The 16,049-nt window shown below is 44.1% G+C and carries 15 protein-coding genes; 7 read left to right on the top strand and 8 right to left on the bottom strand.

What is annotated here, in order from left to right; genetic code table 11:
- Positions 1-255 precede the first annotated feature (255 nt).
- From AC3CIA_RS12185 to AC3CIA_RS12195, 3 genes are all read left to right on the top strand, one after another.
- Positions 256-858: a YitT family protein gene (locus AC3CIA_RS12185; RefSeq protein ID WP_016784986.1), complete on the top strand. Its 603-nt coding sequence runs from the start codon at positions 256-258 to the stop codon at positions 856-858.
- A gap of 89 nt (positions 859-947) precedes the next feature.
- Positions 948-2,456, top strand: coding sequence for a winged helix-turn-helix domain-containing protein (locus AC3CIA_RS12190; RefSeq protein WP_488518171.1), 1,509 nt, complete (start codon positions 948-950; stop codon positions 2,454-2,456).
- 145 nt (positions 2,457-2,601) lie between these two features.
- Positions 2,602-3,531 (top strand): hypothetical protein, encoded by a 930-nt coding sequence (locus tag AC3CIA_RS12195; protein ID WP_488518172.1) that lies wholly within the window; start codon positions 2,602-2,604, stop codon positions 3,529-3,531.
- A 98-nt stretch (positions 3,532-3,629) separates the two neighbouring features.
- On the opposite strand, the gene treC is transcribed toward AC3CIA_RS12195, so the two are convergent.
- From treC to gmhB, 5 genes are all read right to left on the bottom strand, one after another.
- Positions 3,630-5,315: an alpha,alpha-phosphotrehalase gene (gene treC / locus AC3CIA_RS12200; protein WP_488518173.1), complete on the bottom strand. Its 1,686-nt coding sequence runs from the start codon at positions 5,313-5,315 to the stop codon at positions 3,630-3,632.
- Between the two features lie 139 nt (positions 5,316-5,454).
- Entirely contained in the window at positions 5,455-6,879 is a 1,425-nt protein-coding gene (treB, locus tag AC3CIA_RS12205) for a PTS trehalose transporter subunit IIBC (protein WP_016791314.1), read from the bottom strand.
- Positions 6,880-7,082: 203 nt separating this feature from the next.
- A complete protein-coding gene (gene treR, locus AC3CIA_RS12210; RefSeq protein ID WP_004734376.1) occupies positions 7,083-8,027 on the bottom strand; it encodes a trehalose operon repressor TreR in 945 nt (314 codons plus the stop codon).
- Between the two features lie 89 nt (positions 8,028-8,116).
- On the bottom strand, positions 8,117-8,452 hold the full coding sequence (locus tag AC3CIA_RS12215; protein WP_019824951.1) for an MliC family protein: 336 nt from the start codon (positions 8,450-8,452) through the stop codon (positions 8,117-8,119).
- Between the two features lie 118 nt (positions 8,453-8,570).
- Positions 8,571-9,122, bottom strand: a complete 552-nt coding sequence (gmhB, locus tag AC3CIA_RS12220) for a D-glycero-beta-D-manno-heptose 1,7-bisphosphate 7-phosphatase (protein ID WP_004734374.1) — start codon at positions 9,120-9,122, stop codon at positions 8,571-8,573.
- 240 nt (positions 9,123-9,362) lie between these two features.
- Here gmhB and metN point away from each other — a divergent pair, with 240 nt between their 5' ends.
- From metN to AC3CIA_RS12235, 3 genes are all read left to right on the top strand, one after another.
- Positions 9,363-10,397 (top strand): methionine ABC transporter ATP-binding protein MetN, encoded by a 1,035-nt coding sequence (gene metN / locus AC3CIA_RS12225; protein ID WP_139684084.1) that lies wholly within the window; start codon positions 9,363-9,365, stop codon positions 10,395-10,397.
- Positions 10,387-11,070, top strand: coding sequence for a methionine ABC transporter permease (locus AC3CIA_RS12230; RefSeq protein ID WP_004734372.1), 684 nt, complete (start codon positions 10,387-10,389; stop codon positions 11,068-11,070). The genes metN and AC3CIA_RS12230 overlap by 11 nt, the downstream gene beginning before the upstream one ends.
- Before the next feature lie 109 nt (positions 11,071-11,179).
- Positions 11,180-11,989 carry a MetQ/NlpA family lipoprotein gene (locus AC3CIA_RS12235; RefSeq protein ID WP_017106288.1) on the top strand — a complete coding sequence of 270 codons (810 nt, stop codon included), beginning with the start codon at positions 11,180-11,182 and terminating at the stop codon, positions 11,987-11,989.
- A 92-nt stretch (positions 11,990-12,081) separates the two neighbouring features.
- Here the strand turns inward: AC3CIA_RS12235 and AC3CIA_RS12240 are convergent, their stop codons facing one another.
- From AC3CIA_RS12240 to syd, 3 genes are all read right to left on the bottom strand, one after another.
- Positions 12,082-13,287 (bottom strand): carbohydrate porin, encoded by a 1,206-nt coding sequence (locus AC3CIA_RS12240; RefSeq protein WP_488518174.1) that lies wholly within the window; start codon positions 13,285-13,287, stop codon positions 12,082-12,084.
- Positions 13,288-13,690: 403 nt separating this feature from the next.
- Entirely contained in the window at positions 13,691-14,467 is a 777-nt protein-coding gene (locus AC3CIA_RS12245; RefSeq protein ID WP_065205050.1) for a Zn-ribbon-containing protein, read from the bottom strand.
- Positions 14,468-14,471: 4 nt separating this feature from the next.
- Positions 14,472-15,017, bottom strand: coding sequence for a SecY-interacting protein (gene syd / locus AC3CIA_RS12250; protein ID WP_065205051.1), 546 nt, complete (start codon positions 15,015-15,017; stop codon positions 14,472-14,474).
- Positions 15,018-15,148: 131 nt separating this feature from the next.
- On the opposite strand from syd, the gene queF reads away from it, so the two are divergent.
- Entirely contained in the window at positions 15,149-15,994 is an 846-nt protein-coding gene (queF, locus tag AC3CIA_RS12255) for an NADPH-dependent 7-cyano-7-deazaguanine reductase QueF (protein ID WP_488518175.1), read from the top strand.
- The last annotated feature ends 55 nt before the right edge of the window (positions 15,995-16,049 follow it).

Raw genomic sequence — 16,049 nt, forward strand, 5'->3', positions numbered from 1 at the left:
ATTCTACATAATTTGATCTAGGTCATAAAGAGCTAATTGCAATTTTATCATGCAGTTTTTTCATAATCACATATAAGATTCATCATGGTTATTAAGCTTATCCAACCAAAGATGACGCTTACTGTCAATTTTACGCTTTACACCCTGTAAAACGCAGATTACATAGGTTTACCTTAATTTTACCCCTCAAGCTACCGAAAGCTAAGGTTTTTCTCTACTATGCACGCCTTTATTGGTTAGGTAATTATTAAAACGATGGAAAAACACTCACGTAAAGAAGATTGGGTAGCTATTCTCACTGGCACGTTTTTAGTGGCGTTAGGCGTCTTCTTTTTACAGTCAGCGAACCTGCTTACCGGTGGTACTACTGGCTTGGCTCTGCTTTTGAGTCAATTCTTACCTGTAACCTTCGGTATTTTGTACTTTGTGGCCAACTGTCCATTCTATTTATTAGCGTGGAAACGATTTGGCCGTAGCTTTGCCATTAGCAGTGCAATTGCTGGTGCGTTAGTTTCTGTGTTTGCCGATCATTTATACCTCGTTATCTCACTAGAAGTTCATAACGAGATCTACTGTGCTGTTGCCGGTGGCTTATTAATGGGCTTAGGTATGTTAATCCTATTCCGTCACCGCTCAAGCTTGGGTGGCTTCAACGTATTATGTTTGTTCATCCAAGACCGCTATGGCATCTCTGTAGGTAAAACTCAGATGGGCATTGATGCCTGTATTCTGTTTGCGTCTTGCTTCTTCGTATCGCCTTGGGTAATTGCCGTTTCGGTATTGGGCACCGCAGTATTGAACATCGTATTAGCAATGAACCACAAGCCAACTCGTTACTCGGTGAATTACGCGTCTTAATACCAGTTATCCAATCAATGAATTACTAGCTGTTTTTCATAACAAAAACAGCTAGTATTTAGCTTTTATAAGCTACCCTCTCTTTTCTTATGCAAGATTACCTCTCTAACGCCAAAGACACTCAAACCTCGATCTCTATTGAAGGTTTAGAATTCAACCCAGTCACACGTGTCTTGAGTAGCAACGAGCAGGTCATCGATTTAGAACCTCGTTCTATTGAATTACTCGAACTGTTTCTTACTAGCGTGGGTGAGCCTATCGCAGCTGAGCAGATCATCGAATCAGTTTGGCAAAGTAACTTCATTTCAAAGAATGTTCTCACTAATAGAATCAGTACATTACGTTCTGTATTGCAAAAGCACCTACCAGAAAGCGATGCTACTAAGATCTTGGTGACCTATCCACGCAAAGGATACTTTCTCAATCCGAGCTCAGTGAGTCTGGCCAATACAGCAATCGAAATTACAGAAGTAACCGAGCCACCCCAGGCCAGCCAAAAGACGTCGCCGCTTAACCTCTTATTACTGTCATTCTCTGTTGTGTTGCTGATAAGCACCGCGACTCTAGGTTATATGTTTTGGCACTCGTCAAACCAAGCCTCCGAGCTAGAACGCACACAGAGGCTGATTCCGAAGGTCGAGCTATTACTGAACCGCATCGATGCCATTGGTGATAATGCGAGAACGCACCGAAAAGCCGTTAAAGCGCTACTGCTCCAACAGCAAATTGAATACGCTTATACCGATTTAGCCAACCAAGATGCGCCGAGTTACTTCGTTGACCCAATAGACAGCACTCCTTTCTTTCCGGGCGCAAAAAACATGCGTACCAGTGACTACCTGCTCAATATTCAATTAAAGGATCAGGAGGTCGATACACGTCTTGCAGCTAAAGTCAGCCTTATTTATCCAAGCTCGGGCAAGCTTGCCTTTCGTGGGGTCTACTCAATAGAGTTAGATAACCTCAATGAAGACTTGATGGAGATAAATAGAGAGCTGGCAAACTACTTTGCTCTACCTGCTCCGCTATCACCAGAATGGTCTGTCAGCGATAAAGAACTAAACCATTTACTTAATGAACAAACGCTAAAGCTGGATAGCGTGCCACTCAACGTGATGACTTCAACATTGATTGCACGACAAATGGCGCTCTTTGAGACTGACCACCAGCGACTGATCAGTTTCACTAGCCTTGTGCAAACACGCTTTAAGTTGATTCCCGATGAGCTCAAACTCTGGCTTGGAATTATCCACTTCAAGTTAAGAGACCTGCAAACTGCCAAAGAGTTTCTTACCAATACGGCGGGTAACTCGACCATCGAGAACGCACTGGTCTATATGATGATTTCCCATATTGCTTACAAGCAAGGGGATATGGATAAGTTTCGCCTCAACTACATGGAATCCTTGGTCGCGTTACTGCGAGTGGTTCCTTCAGAAGAGTTGTTTGCTCGCTTATCCAAACCTGAGTCGAAATCGACCTGTCTCCAGCCTTGGAAAAATCTAAAATTGAGCATCAATGAGCCACTGATCATCAAGCAATGGGAAAACCTAATGCTTAACTACTGCACGAATGTCGGCCATCAATTTCCCGAATGAATAAATATAAATCACTTAAAAACAATAAGTTAAACATAAATTAAGATCTTATGTATCTTCGTTTTTTGCCCTATTAACCCTCTCAACAATAGCATTCCTAAAAACAACAGGCCGCTCTAGGCCAACTATATTAGGAATGCTCAACATGAATAAATCTATGACGCTGCTTGCGACTTCTCTCTTTGCTTTATATGGCTGTGGAGGTGGCTCTTCTTCATCAGGCTCAACTGGTACAACTCAGTTCGATTACCCGATCAACAACTCTCAGTTTGCACCGAAGAACATCACACTATTATCGTACCTAGTATCAGAAGATGGTGAAGAGAACACAGTGTTGGATCTTGCATACCGAGACATCAGTTCTGAACTGATGTTGGCCAATATTCAGTTGGAATTGGATAAGCTAGCTATCTCTAACACTACTGAAGGTGTTGCTGAACTAGAGAAGCTAAAGGCAACGGTAGAGAGCATGGTAAACAGCGGTATCAACGACTTCTATGCTGCAGATGTGACGGTGCAAAGTGAGACAGACAGTGAGCTGTTTTACAAAGGCAGTGATGGCTTTGTTAACTCAGTTGATGCCAATATAGAATTGAGCAACGGTGAGACTGTCGACTTTTTAGTGACCAACCCAGTATTCAAATCCTCAGGCAGTACAGTAAAAGAAAAAAGCCCAAATATTAGCCACAGCAGTAGTTCAGTCGGGCTTTCGTTTGAGGTTACTACTGGCCAACTAGAAGCCTTGCTTGATGATTTTTATGAAGGTGATATTGATGATTTAGGACCGTCAGACACACAATGTGAATTCCATTGGCAGCAACAAGTTTCTGAAAATGGTCAGCGCTCAACGGTAACGGTTAGAGGTAAGAAAATTGAAACGGCGTACCTGAAAGTTGAAAACACTTACAACGTTGTTTGTGATGGGTATGATTCAGCTGAATTTCAAAGCAATACCGAGACATGGTTTAACCCAAACTTTGGCGTTGTGAAAATGATGGACTGGGATGAAAAGAATGGCACGCAACTGAGCGAAACAGTGTGGGTTCTCGATTCATTTACGGTCAATAAAGGCTAAGCAATCGAATAAGACTTCAATGTTAAATTAGAAGAAAGCTTTGAGCCTAACATCTAGAGTTCAGGCTCAAAGCTTATACTCGCATAGGGGTACGAGTATTATTGCTCTATCAAGAGAATTCTTGTTTCATATGGTCGTAAGGTCATCGTATATTCAGAAACTGGCGACTGATCATCAGGGTAATTCCCCAATAGCAATTGCGCTTTAGCCAGCTCAAGTTCATTAGGTAACTCAACCTGACACGCTTCACCATAGTAGTTATTAATACAAACCAAAGTCTGGCTTTTACTCTCACGAGAGTACGCAAATACCGACGGGTGCTCAGGCAATAAATCTTGATAGCTGCCATAAGTAATCACGGGCACTTCTTTACGTAACTCAATCAGGCTCTTGTAGAAATAGAAAACAGAGTCTTTATCTTCGAGCGCTTGCTCAGCGTTGATCTCAGTGTAGTTATTCGCAACATCTAGCCATGGCTGTGATAGCGAAAAGCCAGCGTACGTTTCACTGTTCCATTGCATTGGTGTACGAGAGTTATCACGAGATTTCTGCGCCAAGATCGCCATCATATCTTGATGAGCTACACCATCACGGTTAACCATGATGTCGTACATATTGGTGCTCTCTACATCACGATATTGGCTGATGTCGGTATAACCTGGATTAGTCATCCCAATCTCTTCACCTTGATAGATATAAGGCGTGCCTTGCATCATGTGTACAGACGCGGCCAGCATCTTGGCCGATTCAATACGATATTGTTGATCGTTACCCAAGCGGCTCACGACTCTTGGTTGGTCATGGTTACACCAAAATAACGCCCCCCACCCTTTGCCGTTCAAACCGGTTTGCCAGTGATTGAAGATCGACTTGAGCTGTAAGAAATCAAACGGTGCATTGGTCCACTTCTCACCATTGGTGTAATCAACCTTAAGGTGGTGGAAGTTAAACACCATCGACAGTTCGCTATTATCAATATTTGAGTATTTCTGACAATGTTCCAACGTGGTTGAAGACATCTCGCCGACTGTCACGCTGCCGTACTTCTGGAATACCGCTTCACTGATCTCTTTCAGATATTCGTGCACACGTGGACCATCGGTATAGAAACGACGACCATCACCGATATCATCGTTAGGGAAATCTTGTTGCTTCGAAATTAGGTTGATCACATCCAAGCGGAAACCGTCAACGCCCTTCTCAGCCCAGAAGCTGATAACGTCTTTCACTTCTTCGCGTACAACCGGGTTCTCCCAGTTAAGGTCGGCCTGTTCTTTGGCGAATAAGTGTAGGAAGTATTGCCCTGTCGCCTCATCGAGTTCCCACGCATTACCACCGAACTTAGACTGCCAGTTAGTTGGTGCTTGGCCATCTACGGGATCTTTCCAGATATAGTAATCGCGATACGGGCTGTTTTTATCGCCCAAAGCAGATTGAAACCATGCATGCTCTGTCGAGGTATGGTTTACCACGATATCCATCACGATGCGAATGCCACGTTGATGCGCTTCAGACAGCAGTAGGTCGAAGTCTTCCATGGTGCCGAATTGGGGGTTAATCGCATAATAGTCTGAGATATCGTAACCATTATCGATCATGGGTGACGCGTAAACTGGGGTTAGCCAAATCGCATCCACGCTCAAATGTTTGAGGTAATCCAGTTTCGAAATGATCCCTTTGATATCGCCAGTACCTTTGCTGCTACTGTCACAAAAGCTCTTTGGGTAGATTTGATAGATGGTTGCGGTTTTCCACCAGCTTTCATCATGTTCAGTCATCGCCATCTCTAACACTCACTTACCTGAAAATATAAAATAAAAATCACCATGCTTACATGGTCGAATAGCCGTTATAACTAAAAGAAAAAGCTATAAATAAGAGAAAAAGCGATGACTCACTTGAAGTCATCGCTTGCTAAATGCATTACGCGTTGGCGGTTTCTAGTTCGCCTTTCATCTGTGCTCGTTTATAGAAGAACAATGTCAGCGTTATCGGCAGTACAACCGCCACCAACATCGCGACTAAGTAAATCGACCAATATTGAGGTTGAATCGATAAGATACCCGGCAAACCACCAACACCGATACCATTCGCCATCACACCTGCACTACCACAGATTGCAGCCGCTGCGGCACTGCCGATCATTGCGCTCAGCATTGGGAATTTGTATTTAAGGTTGATGCCGTACATCGCAGGTTCCGTTACACCTAGGTAAGCAGAGATTGCTGCTGGTACCGAGATGTCTCGTTCGCCTTCGCGCTTACTCAAAATAATGATGCCGACAACCGCTGAAGCTTGTGCAATGTTTGATAGCGCAATCAAAGGCCAGATTGGTGTGCCACCTAAGTCTTGCATCAGTTGTAGATCCACAGCGTTGGTTGTGTGGTGAATACCTGTAATAACCAAAGGTGCGTATAGGAAGCCAAAGACCACTGAACCAAGAATCGCGAAGTCACCAGTCATTGCCACTTTAGCCGCGAATGCCACACCATCGCCTAACATACGACCGAATGGGCCAATAAAGGCGTGCGCTAGAATCACAGACAAGATGATCGAGACAAATGGCACGACAACCAGGTACAGATAAGAAGGAACAATGCGCTTAAGGTTGGTCTCGATGAAGGCCAGAGCCACACCCGCTAACATCGCAGGGATCACCTGAGCCTGATAACCGACTTTCTCTATCACGAACAGACCAAAGTCCCACACCTCAGGTACCGATTTACCTATCATGTAAGCGTTCATCAACTGTGGAGAAACCAAGGTCACACCGAGTGTGATACCCAGAATTGGCGTTCCGCCGAGTTTCTTAACCGTTGCCCAACACACACCAACCGGTAAGAAGAAGAAAATAGCTTCGCCAATCAACCATAAGAAAGAGTGAACGGTTGCCCAGAACTGGCTGATTTCAACTAAGGTTTTGCCGTCGAACATGCGAATGTCGCCAATCACATTACGGAAACCAAGAATCAAACCACCCGTAATAATGGCAGGCAGCAGTGGTACGAAAATTTCGGCTAAATGGGAGATACCACGCTCAAGGAAGTTCATATTTTGACGAGCAGCCAACTTCGCCTCATCTTTTGATGATGCATCTTTACCGGTTTGCTCAATCAGAAGTGCGTACACCTCATCAACCTCGGTGCCAATCACGACTTGGAATTGACCTGCGTTCGTAAAGCAGCCTTTTACCAGTTTAAGCTTCTCTAATTCTGCTTTGTTCGCTTGTTCCGTATCGTTCAATACAAAACGCAGTCGAGTTAGACAATGGCTGACACTCGCAATATTCTCTTTGCCACCGACTAACTCGATAAGGCGCGCAACGTCTTGCTTCGCTATCTTACTCATACTACCCCACCCTGGTTTCATTCAATTACTCTTCTAAACCATGCAGCTATAACCACTCGATTTAGATTAATGGGAACATTCCCAATCACGGGTATTATAATGCCTTCATGAATAATAAATTAAAATGGGAACAGTCCCATTAATTGAAAGAGATCACACTCTAATTTTAATCTAAGCGGTTCAATTTCGCTTGATTGAGTGGATTATAGAATAGGAGATTGAGTGTGATGAGAGATCTCTGCATTGCCTAAAAGCTGAGAGATCAATAGATTAGCGGCCAATTTCCCCGCAGATTGATATCCAGGATCAATGCTAAATACTCGAGGGAACAAGAAGGAGAGAAGATCATTGCCACCAACGCCAGTCACCACCACATCTTCACGTTGTAACTCTTGCAGACGTTTGATTACGCCAAGAGCCAGTGTATCACTTGCACAGACAATCGCTTGAGTCGCAGGAGCAAGCACCTCATCCACCAACTGATAAGCGCTTTCATGATGAAGTTGACCAGTACGATAGTTCGCAATTGAACCTGTATTTTCACACCACTCGAGATAAGCCTTAAGACGCAGTTCACCGGTTGATTTATCACTAGGATCAACGCCAATGAAGCCAACCTCAGAGATCCCCTGATCTGCTAAATGCGTTAACGCACTATTGATCACCTGTTGGTTATCATAGTTAATCGACGTCACGTTCTCGGTATCCAGAGCAATCACCACCGCTTTGTGTTCCCAAGCTTCAATCGCAGGAATATCACAGTCAGTAAAACCGAATACAATGATGCCGTCTACATTGCGACGCTTGAGAACCTGCAGATGCTCATTGGCTTTTTCTCTATCAAGCTGACTTTCCATGATCACCACATCGTAATCCGCTCGATACAATTCGGCCAGCATCGTACTTACCGCTTTGTTTTCAGAAGGAGAGTCCAGACGAGAAATGATTACGCCGATGACTTTTTGACTGCCACCACGCATAGACTGTGCAGACTTTGAAGGCGAGTACCCAGATTCTTGAATTACTCTTTCCACCCTTTCACGGGTTTCAGGTTTCACTTTTGGATCATTGGTCAGAACGCGAGATACAGTTGACTTACCAACACCGGACAGCTTAGCAATATCGAGAATAGTGAGTTTTTTGCTCATAAAAAGTCTAACGTTAAAGGGAAGAGAGGAAAAAGCGAGGGCATAACCCCTCACTTAACTGTTTGTAAATCCTAGAAGTTAACTATGACTTACTTTCGGCAATTTTTATAGACGACACGACCAAGTTCTAGACGTGCGTTGTCACCTTTAGTGCGTAAAGTGACGCTATTGATCAGTTCAGAGGTTCCATCATCTAAGATGTACTTCGTTCCTGAACCTGCCGCTATTTGAGTTAGGCGATATTCATTCTCTGGCAAACGTAATACCGCTTTTTCATTACCAAGGTAAGCGACCTTAAATGAAGCGTCAGACTCACATTGATAAGTCACGAATTGGTCATCCGAGACTGCACCATCAGGCGCCGCGGATTGAGAACACCCGACTAACGCTACCGTACATAGAGATGCTGCCAACAATGCTTTCATACTGCGTTCCTCATCTTTATATAGTTAACGGCGCTGATATCTTATTTATGGGTTAGCACCCCAGTTGACTGGTTAGAACCCACGTAATAAGTAAGCCTGTTAACGATAGGAAAATGTATCAGCCTTTCAGGAAAGCTGGAACATCTTTAATGCTATCTAGCACTACACTGGCAAGTGCCTCACCCTTTTCAGTCACGGGTTTACCGGTTCTCACCAATACTCTGGTACCAACACCAGCGGCTTCTGCGGCCATCATGTCTTCAGCTTTATCGCCAATCATGACCGAGTTAGCCATATCAATTTTGAGAAAGTCACGCGCAGAAATGAACATACCAGGTTTAGGCTTACGACATTCACAATCTTGCTTGTAGTCGCCAATGCCGTGTTCAGGGTGATGAGGACAGTAATAGATACCATCTAACTCAACGCCATTATCGACAAAGTTCCAATCCATCCACTGCGTCAAAGAAAGAAAACGATCTTCGCTAAACTTGCCACGAGCAATACCAGATTGGTTGGTCACAAGTACCAATAAATAGCCCATATCTTTAAACGCTTTTGCCGCTTCAAACACACCATCGATGTATTCAAAGTCATGCTCATCATGTACGTAGCCATGATCAACGTTAATCACACCATCACGATCTAAAAAAACAGCAGGTTTAGACAAAATTCAGTTCTCTATCAACTCTCTATTAATCATTAATTATTACACGCTTTATTTGCTTCATCACTATCTATTTAGTTTTGCGTTCGTTAACGATTTGTTTCTACCTTAGCAACACAATCGACGTTTAGCCGTCTAGACGTAAAAATATCTATTGACTTAGATCATAGAACACCATAGCATCGTCTGTAAATCGAGCGAGCTATCGACATATTATTCTGTTCCACCTGCACGGGTTTCTCTATGATTAAAGTGAATCAAGTCAACAAGGTTTTTTATCAAGGCACTAAAGAAATCAATGCCTTAATCGATATCAACCTTCACATACCTCAAGGTCAAATCTTTGGAGTTATCGGCTCTTCAGGTGCAGGCAAAAGTACCCTGATCCGTTGTGTAAATATGTTGGAAGCCCCGACCTCAGGTGAAGTGATTGTTGACGGTATTGACCTGACAAAACTCAGCAAATCAGAACTCAGCGAAGCTCGTCGTAACATCGGTATGATCTTCCAACACTTCAATCTGCTGTCTTCTCGTACTGTATTTAACAACGTAGCACTGCCTTTAGAGCTTGCTGGTAGAGATAAAGCTGCGATTGAAGCGAAAGTGAGTGAACTACTTGAGCTTGTTGGTCTATCGGATAAGCGTGATACCTACCCTGCGAACTTAAGTGGTGGTCAAAAGCAGCGTGTCGCAATTGCTCGTGCGCTAGCGTCAGACCCAAAAGTATTGCTATGTGATGAAGCGACCAGTGCGCTAGATCCAGCAACGACTCAATCTATTCTTGAGCTACTACGTGAAATCAACCGTAAGTTGAGTATCACTATCCTACTGATTACTCATGAAATGGATGTGGTTAAAAGCATCTGTCACGAAGTAGCGATCATTGGCGGTGGTGAATTGGTAGAGAAAGGGACTGTCGGTGACATCTTTGCACACCCTAAGACAGAACTGGCACATCAATTTATTCGCTCAACCTTGGATCTTACGATTCCTGAAGATTATCAAGCGCGCTTGCAAGAAACTCGCGTAAACAGCAGCTACCCGCTGGTACGCCTTGAGTTTACTGGCGCAACGGTCGATGCTCCGCTGATGACGCAAATCGCACGTAAGTTCAACATCGATGTCAGCATCTTAAGCTCAGACCTGGATTACGCTGGCGGCGTTAAATTCGGCATGATGGTTGCTGAACTGTTCGGTAATGAAGCCGATGATAATGCTGCTATTCAATTCCTACGCGACAACAATGTAAAAGTAGAGGTACTTGGCTATGTCCTTTAGTTTCAACGAGATTGCTGACTGGATCAGCCTTAACGGTAACCTTCTATTAGGCGCAACAGGCGAAACCCTTTACATGGTTGCTGTAGCGGGCATTGTTGGCTTCGCTGTCGGTATCCCATTAGGCGTGATTCTACATACGACTAAAAAAGGTGGTCTGTTAGAGAACACCAAGCTAAACAAAATTCTCGGTGCGGTTGTGAACGTGGGCCGTTCAGTGCCTTTCTTAGTATTGATGGTTGCGATTATCCCATTGACTAAGATGCTGATTGGTACCTTCATTGGTACAACAGCAGCGATTGTTCCATTGACGATTGGCGCTATCCCATTCGTGGCTCGACTTATCGAAAGTGCACTACTAGAAGTACCAACAGGTCTAGTGGAAGCAGCTCAATCAATGGGCGCAACACCAACACAAATCATCAATAAGGTTCTGCTTCCTGAAGCGCTACCGACTATCATCAACTCAGTAACGATTACATTAGTAACGCTTGTGAGCTACTCAGCAATGGCAGGAACTGTTGGTGGTGGTGGCCTAGGTGATGTCGCGATTCGTTACGGATTCCACCGTTATGATGTGACCATCATGGCTGTGACGGTAGTGATGTTGATTGTACTGGTACAAATTATTCAATCAATCGGTGATTCATTAGTTCGCCGCGTTGACCACAGATAAAAACTGACAGCGTTATGCATTAATACCAAGCTATTGATCAATAACGAGTTATTAAAAGACGTAACGTCATCTGAACCAAATTAAATAGAGTTATTAAAAGGAGATTATTATGAAATTTAACCTTAAAGGTTTACTGACTATCGCAGCAGCGGCATCAGCGCTAGTACTAGCAGGTTGTGGTGACAAAGAAGTCGACACTTCTAAAGTAAAAGTTGGCGTAATGGCAGGTGCTGAAGCACAAGTTGCTGAAGTTGCAGCTAAAGTAGCAAAAGAGCAGTACGGCCTAGATGTTGAACTAGTAACTTTCACAGATTACGTAACACCAAACGCAGCACTGGATGACGGCTCTATCGACATCAACGCATTCCAACACGCACCGTACCTAGATCAGCAAGTGGCTGACCGTGGTTACAAGCTAACTATTGCTGGCAACACGTTTGTTTACCCAATTGCGGGTTACTCTAAAGAAGTGAAATCTGTAGACGAAATCCAAGACGGTGCTCGTATTGCGGTACCAAATGATCCAACAAACCTAGGTCGTTCTCTACTTCTTCTTGAGCAACAAGGTCTTCTTGAGCTTCGTGAAGGTGCAGGTCTTCTAGCAACAGTTCGTGACATCGTTAAGAACCCTAAGAACCTAACAATTGTTGAACTAGACGCAGCACAACTGCCACGCTCTCTTGATGATGTTGCACTGTCTATCATCAACACAACTTACGCGAGCTCTATCAACCTGACTCCGCAAAAAGACGGTATCTTCGTTGAAGACAAAGATTCTCCATACGTAAACCTAATCGTTTCTCGTGAAGATAACCTAAACGCTGAAAATGTACAGAACTTCGTAAAAGCTTACCAAACTGAAGAAGTGTACAAAGCAGCTTCTGATATCTTCCAAGGTGGCGTAGTTAAAGGTTGGTAATCAACTAAACTACAGCAATCTATAAATACCCGAAGGGGCTGACATAGCGTCAGCCCCTTTTTTATTGGTTAGGATTTACAAGAAAGTTCGACTTACCACCAAGCTTCCACTTGCATACCAACGCTCATTTCACTGTTTTTACCTTCACCGAAGGCATTGTCATTTTCAGCATCGTTTAGATAAGTAGCAAAGATACGGAATTCAGGACGAGACCAGAAACCCACTTGTGGAACCCAAGCCTGAGCGATTGTGAATTTACCACCCGCCCCATCTTTGTTATCGATAGTTTCAACAAAGCCACCAATTTCAAGAATGGTACGCATACGCTTGTCCCACTTGTAAAGCGGGCGAATGACCGCACTAAAAGAATCATCATCGCTATTATTGGCGCCAACACCGGTTGATGCTGCATAACGAACAGTGTGGCCAAACTCGATGTTCTCGCCAATCGCAAGCACGCCCCAGTTAATCAATCGGAAGCCCTCGGCGTCATTATTACTTGCATCACGTACGATCCCCTTACCGGTACCAAAGGTTGTCATCTGCTCGGCATAACCAGAGTTAGCAACCTGTAGAATGGTTTTGTTGAAACCGCCTGATAGGTTTTGATTCAAGCTCGCGGTTAGCATTACACTGTCATCCGCATCCACCGTTTGACCTTGCTTTTCATTGGCGAAGTTCATATCAATACCGACCTCAAGATCCGCATTGTTCCACAATGGAATGCCCGCATAACGTATATCAGCAATCATGGCTGTGGTTTCTTTGCCATCAAATACATCACCCGTAACGGTGTCTTGAATCAAAGCTACCGATAGTTTACCTGGGCCCATATTGATGTGTTCAACACCGGCACCAATACCACTGACATCCCAGTAATAGTTATCAACGATGTGCACATCATGACGTTGGTAGTAGCGCTCACCCGCCCAAATCCCAATGTCCTTATCTTCAAAAAGCCCCACCGCCTGAACATTCAATTGCACCACATCCACGCTTTTATCCGCCGCGTTTTCATCTTGGCCTTGCCAGTACGACAACATGGAATCAACTAAAAATGAAACGTCGTCCTCTGCATACACCTCTTTCTTAAAACCAAACTCACCATACAGGTCATTTTCGTTGCCGAGTCGGCCAACTTTACTCACTTCCCACTTGCTGTTTGAGCCGCCTTCATTACTCAGGCCAACGCCTCCGCGCATGTAACCATTGAACTCCAATGGCGTGGTTTCATCAGCGTATAAATTAGGGGCAAGTAAAGCAGTAGAGAGTGCAGCAGCAATAGGTAACAGTTTCATCGTCCATTCCTTTCAGATCTAGAATCAGGTTGTTTTTATAAATGGGAACATTCCCATGGGATCGATCCCATTTATATTGAGAAGAATATAAATTGAAAGAGAACTGATTGATTATTGTGATCAGGCTAACTATTGAGGTAACTAAAAGTTGATGGGTGTTGGATTATTTCTATGAATACGTTGGAGCTACAGAAAGAGGGAAATATCACGTTCTGTACCTACTTGGGGGAACAGTAGTTAACAATTAGGGGGAATAAAGATTGGGAAAAGATAGCTTGTGAGTCGCGAAATCGAGTAATAAAACAGGATGGTAAACGATTAATATAAAAGGGGAAATCGATATCGGAGCACTTAAGTAATACTCCGATATCTAAAATATGACGTTTAAATAACCACAGAAGGGTTACTTCAGGTGATCCCAAGAGATGTTTGACACCAATCGGCAGTCATCACACTTGAAATAGAAAATATCGTGAATAGGCGCATCAAGCAGCCATTCACCATCACATTGCGGGCATTTACGCTCTTTTTCAGCTTTTAGGCTAATGCCACCGACACGGTATAAGTAGTAATACGTTGGGATCTTAGTGAGGTACTCAATGCGCCCTCTTAAACCCCAGCCGCGTTTGAATAATACGCTTTTGGTATCACTGATCTCGGTTAAGGTTGCATGTTCAGCTCGACAACCACCGCCCATTTGTACTTCATCACAGGCTTGCCATTCTGTCTGCCATTTCAACACGGCTTTATGGTCACCATTGAAGGTTGGCGGGTTGCGGTACAAAGGGATCGGCAACAAGCTATCGCCACTACGCAGCGGCGAACAGGTATGCACGAATGTCGTGTATAGCACCTGCCAACTTGGCGTTTCATCTTCTGCCACTTCTTCTGAGTTCAGATCTCGACCAAGCAGACGCATCTTAGGCGCTAATAAACTCGCAGCTGATAAGCGTTCAAAACAGACCTTTACGAAATCTGAATGATTACGTGGGTGTAAGCTGTCTTGCTCAGGGCACACAACGCGAACATAGAATTCGCCGTCGCCCATCACAATTGGAAACTCACGACCTAACACTTGTCCGTTGTAACGAAGTGCATCCATTAAGCCATTAACTGCCTTATCGACAGCGCTGACCGTTGTGTTATCAAAACACTCAAATTGAAGCTCTAGTACGTACATCTATTTATACCGCTGGTTGTAGCTTTTCTAAAAATTCTGCCAACGTCTCGGCTAGTACATCACGATTTTTGGTGCCTAAGCGCTCTAGGATCACGTTACCCGTCAGATTACAGATAGAGATAACATCAAGCTCTGCATCGGTCGCGGCAATGAAAACCGTTGGTTTTAGCTTTAAACGACGCTGAGTGACTAAGTGACCTAAAATGTTTTCTTGCAGACATTCGAAGTCTTCATCACTCCAAATCTGTAACAGAGTCAATTCGTTACCATCGAAGGTCGCGTTCATATCTGCGCTGAATTGTGCACCGTAGAAAGTCTTAATGTCTTCATGCAGAGTCAACTCAATACCGGTTTCAACGTTGGTGAAATCCGCAAATTGCTCACGTGGATAGTGCTTCCACAACACGACATCGCCACTCTTTTCTTCTACGCATGGCGATACGATGTCCACCAACTCCTCATTACGAGGTAAGCTTTGGTGTTGCTGCTGCCACGCGTCAACGTATCGCTGACTAAAAGAAAGTAGTGCGTCTTGAGCACGTTGAGTCATGAAAATCTCCTAAACACAAAATAATAAATAGAATCCGAGCCCTTTCAGCACCGATTAAGCGATGACTTAATGACAGGGTAATGGGGATTCAGTAAAATCGACCCCATTCTAATCGAATTTGAAACGAAAGTATGAGCAAATATTCTGACGCAAAAGAGCTAGCGGGTTTAACCCTTGGCCAAAAAACTGAGTACTCTAACCAATACGATGCAAGTTTATTGCAGCCAGTACCTCGTAGCCTTAATCGCGATGATCTTGCGCTAAACGGCGAGCTGCCTTTTGTTGGTCATGATATTTGGACGATGTACGAGCTTTCGTGGCTAAACACCAACGGCCTACCACAAGTAGCGGTGGGCGAAGTTTTCATCCCAGCCACCAGCCAAAATTTAATTGAATCAAAATCTTTCAAGCTGTACCTAAACAGCTATAACCAGACTCAATTTGAAAACTGGGCTCAAGTCACTGAGCGCCTGACCCAAGATTTGTCTGCATGTGCAGGCGAACCTGTGATTGTGAATGTAAACTCAGTAACCGACTACACTAACCAACCAATCGTGACGATGGAAGGTGACTGTATCGACAATCAAGACATCCAAATCACCAGCTACGATTTTGAAGCGTCACTGCTTGAAGGTGCCGCTGACGAGCAAGAAGTAGAAGAAACTCTGCATAGCCACTTATTGAAGTCGAACTGCTTGATCACCAACCAACCGGATTGGGGCAGCGTTGAGATCGCATATTCTGGTAAGCAAATTGACCGTGAAGCTCTGCTACGCTATTTAGTTTCTTTCCGTGAGCACAATGAATTCCACGAACAATGTGTTGAGCGTATCTTCACTGACATCATGAAATACTGTGCGCCATCGAAGCTAACCGTGTTTGCACGTTACACGCGTCGTGGTGGTCTGGATATCAATCCATACCGTTCAACAGAGCAAGATAGACCAAGCCACAATAAGCGTATGGCTCGCCAATAATCAGGCGTGAACCCACCCACACTTATTTGAACCTACCAAATCTTTAAAGGGACAT

This window comes from Vibrio sp. QJM3NY_27, from assembly GCF_057785955.1.

Bases quoted from the DNA above. Each gene is read 5' to 3' on its own strand.
- AC3CIA_RS12185 (WP_016784986.1), top strand. From the start codon at position 256: ATGGAAAAACACTCACGTAAAGAAGATTGGGTAGCTATTCTCACTGGC.
- AC3CIA_RS12235 (WP_017106288.1), top strand. From the start codon at position 11,180: ATGAAATTTAACCTTAAAGGTTTACTGACTATCGCAGCAGCGGCATCA.
- AC3CIA_RS12245 (WP_065205050.1), bottom strand. From the start codon at position 14,467: ATGTACGTACTAGAGCTTCAATTTGAGTGTTTTGATAACACAACGGTC.
- AC3CIA_RS12230 (WP_004734372.1), top strand. From the start codon at position 10,387: ATGTCCTTTAGTTTCAACGAGATTGCTGACTGGATCAGCCTTAACGGT.
- syd (WP_065205051.1), bottom strand. From the start codon at position 15,017: ATGACTCAACGTGCTCAAGACGCACTACTTTCTTTTAGTCAGCGATAC.
- AC3CIA_RS12195 (WP_488518172.1), top strand. From the start codon at position 2,602: ATGAATAAATCTATGACGCTGCTTGCGACTTCTCTCTTTGCTTTATAT.
- metN (WP_139684084.1), top strand. From the start codon at position 9,363: ATGATTAAAGTGAATCAAGTCAACAAGGTTTTTTATCAAGGCACTAAA.
- AC3CIA_RS12190 (WP_488518171.1), top strand. From the start codon at position 948: ATGCAAGATTACCTCTCTAACGCCAAAGACACTCAAACCTCGATCTCT.
- AC3CIA_RS12215 (WP_019824951.1), bottom strand. From the start codon at position 8,452: ATGAAAGCATTGTTGGCAGCATCTCTATGTACGGTAGCGTTAGTCGGG.
- queF (WP_488518175.1), top strand. From the start codon at position 15,149: ATGAGCAAATATTCTGACGCAAAAGAGCTAGCGGGTTTAACCCTTGGC.
- treR (WP_004734376.1), bottom strand. From the start codon at position 8,027: ATGAGCAAAAAACTCACTATTCTCGATATTGCTAAGCTGTCCGGTGTT.
- treB (WP_016791314.1), bottom strand. From the start codon at position 6,879: ATGAGTAAGATAGCGAAGCAAGACGTTGCGCGCCTTATCGAGTTAGTC.
- treC (WP_488518173.1), bottom strand. From the start codon at position 5,315: ATGGCGATGACTGAACATGATGAAAGCTGGTGGAAAACCGCAACCATC.
- AC3CIA_RS12240 (WP_488518174.1), bottom strand. From the start codon at position 13,287: ATGAAACTGTTACCTATTGCTGCTGCACTCTCTACTGCTTTACTTGCC.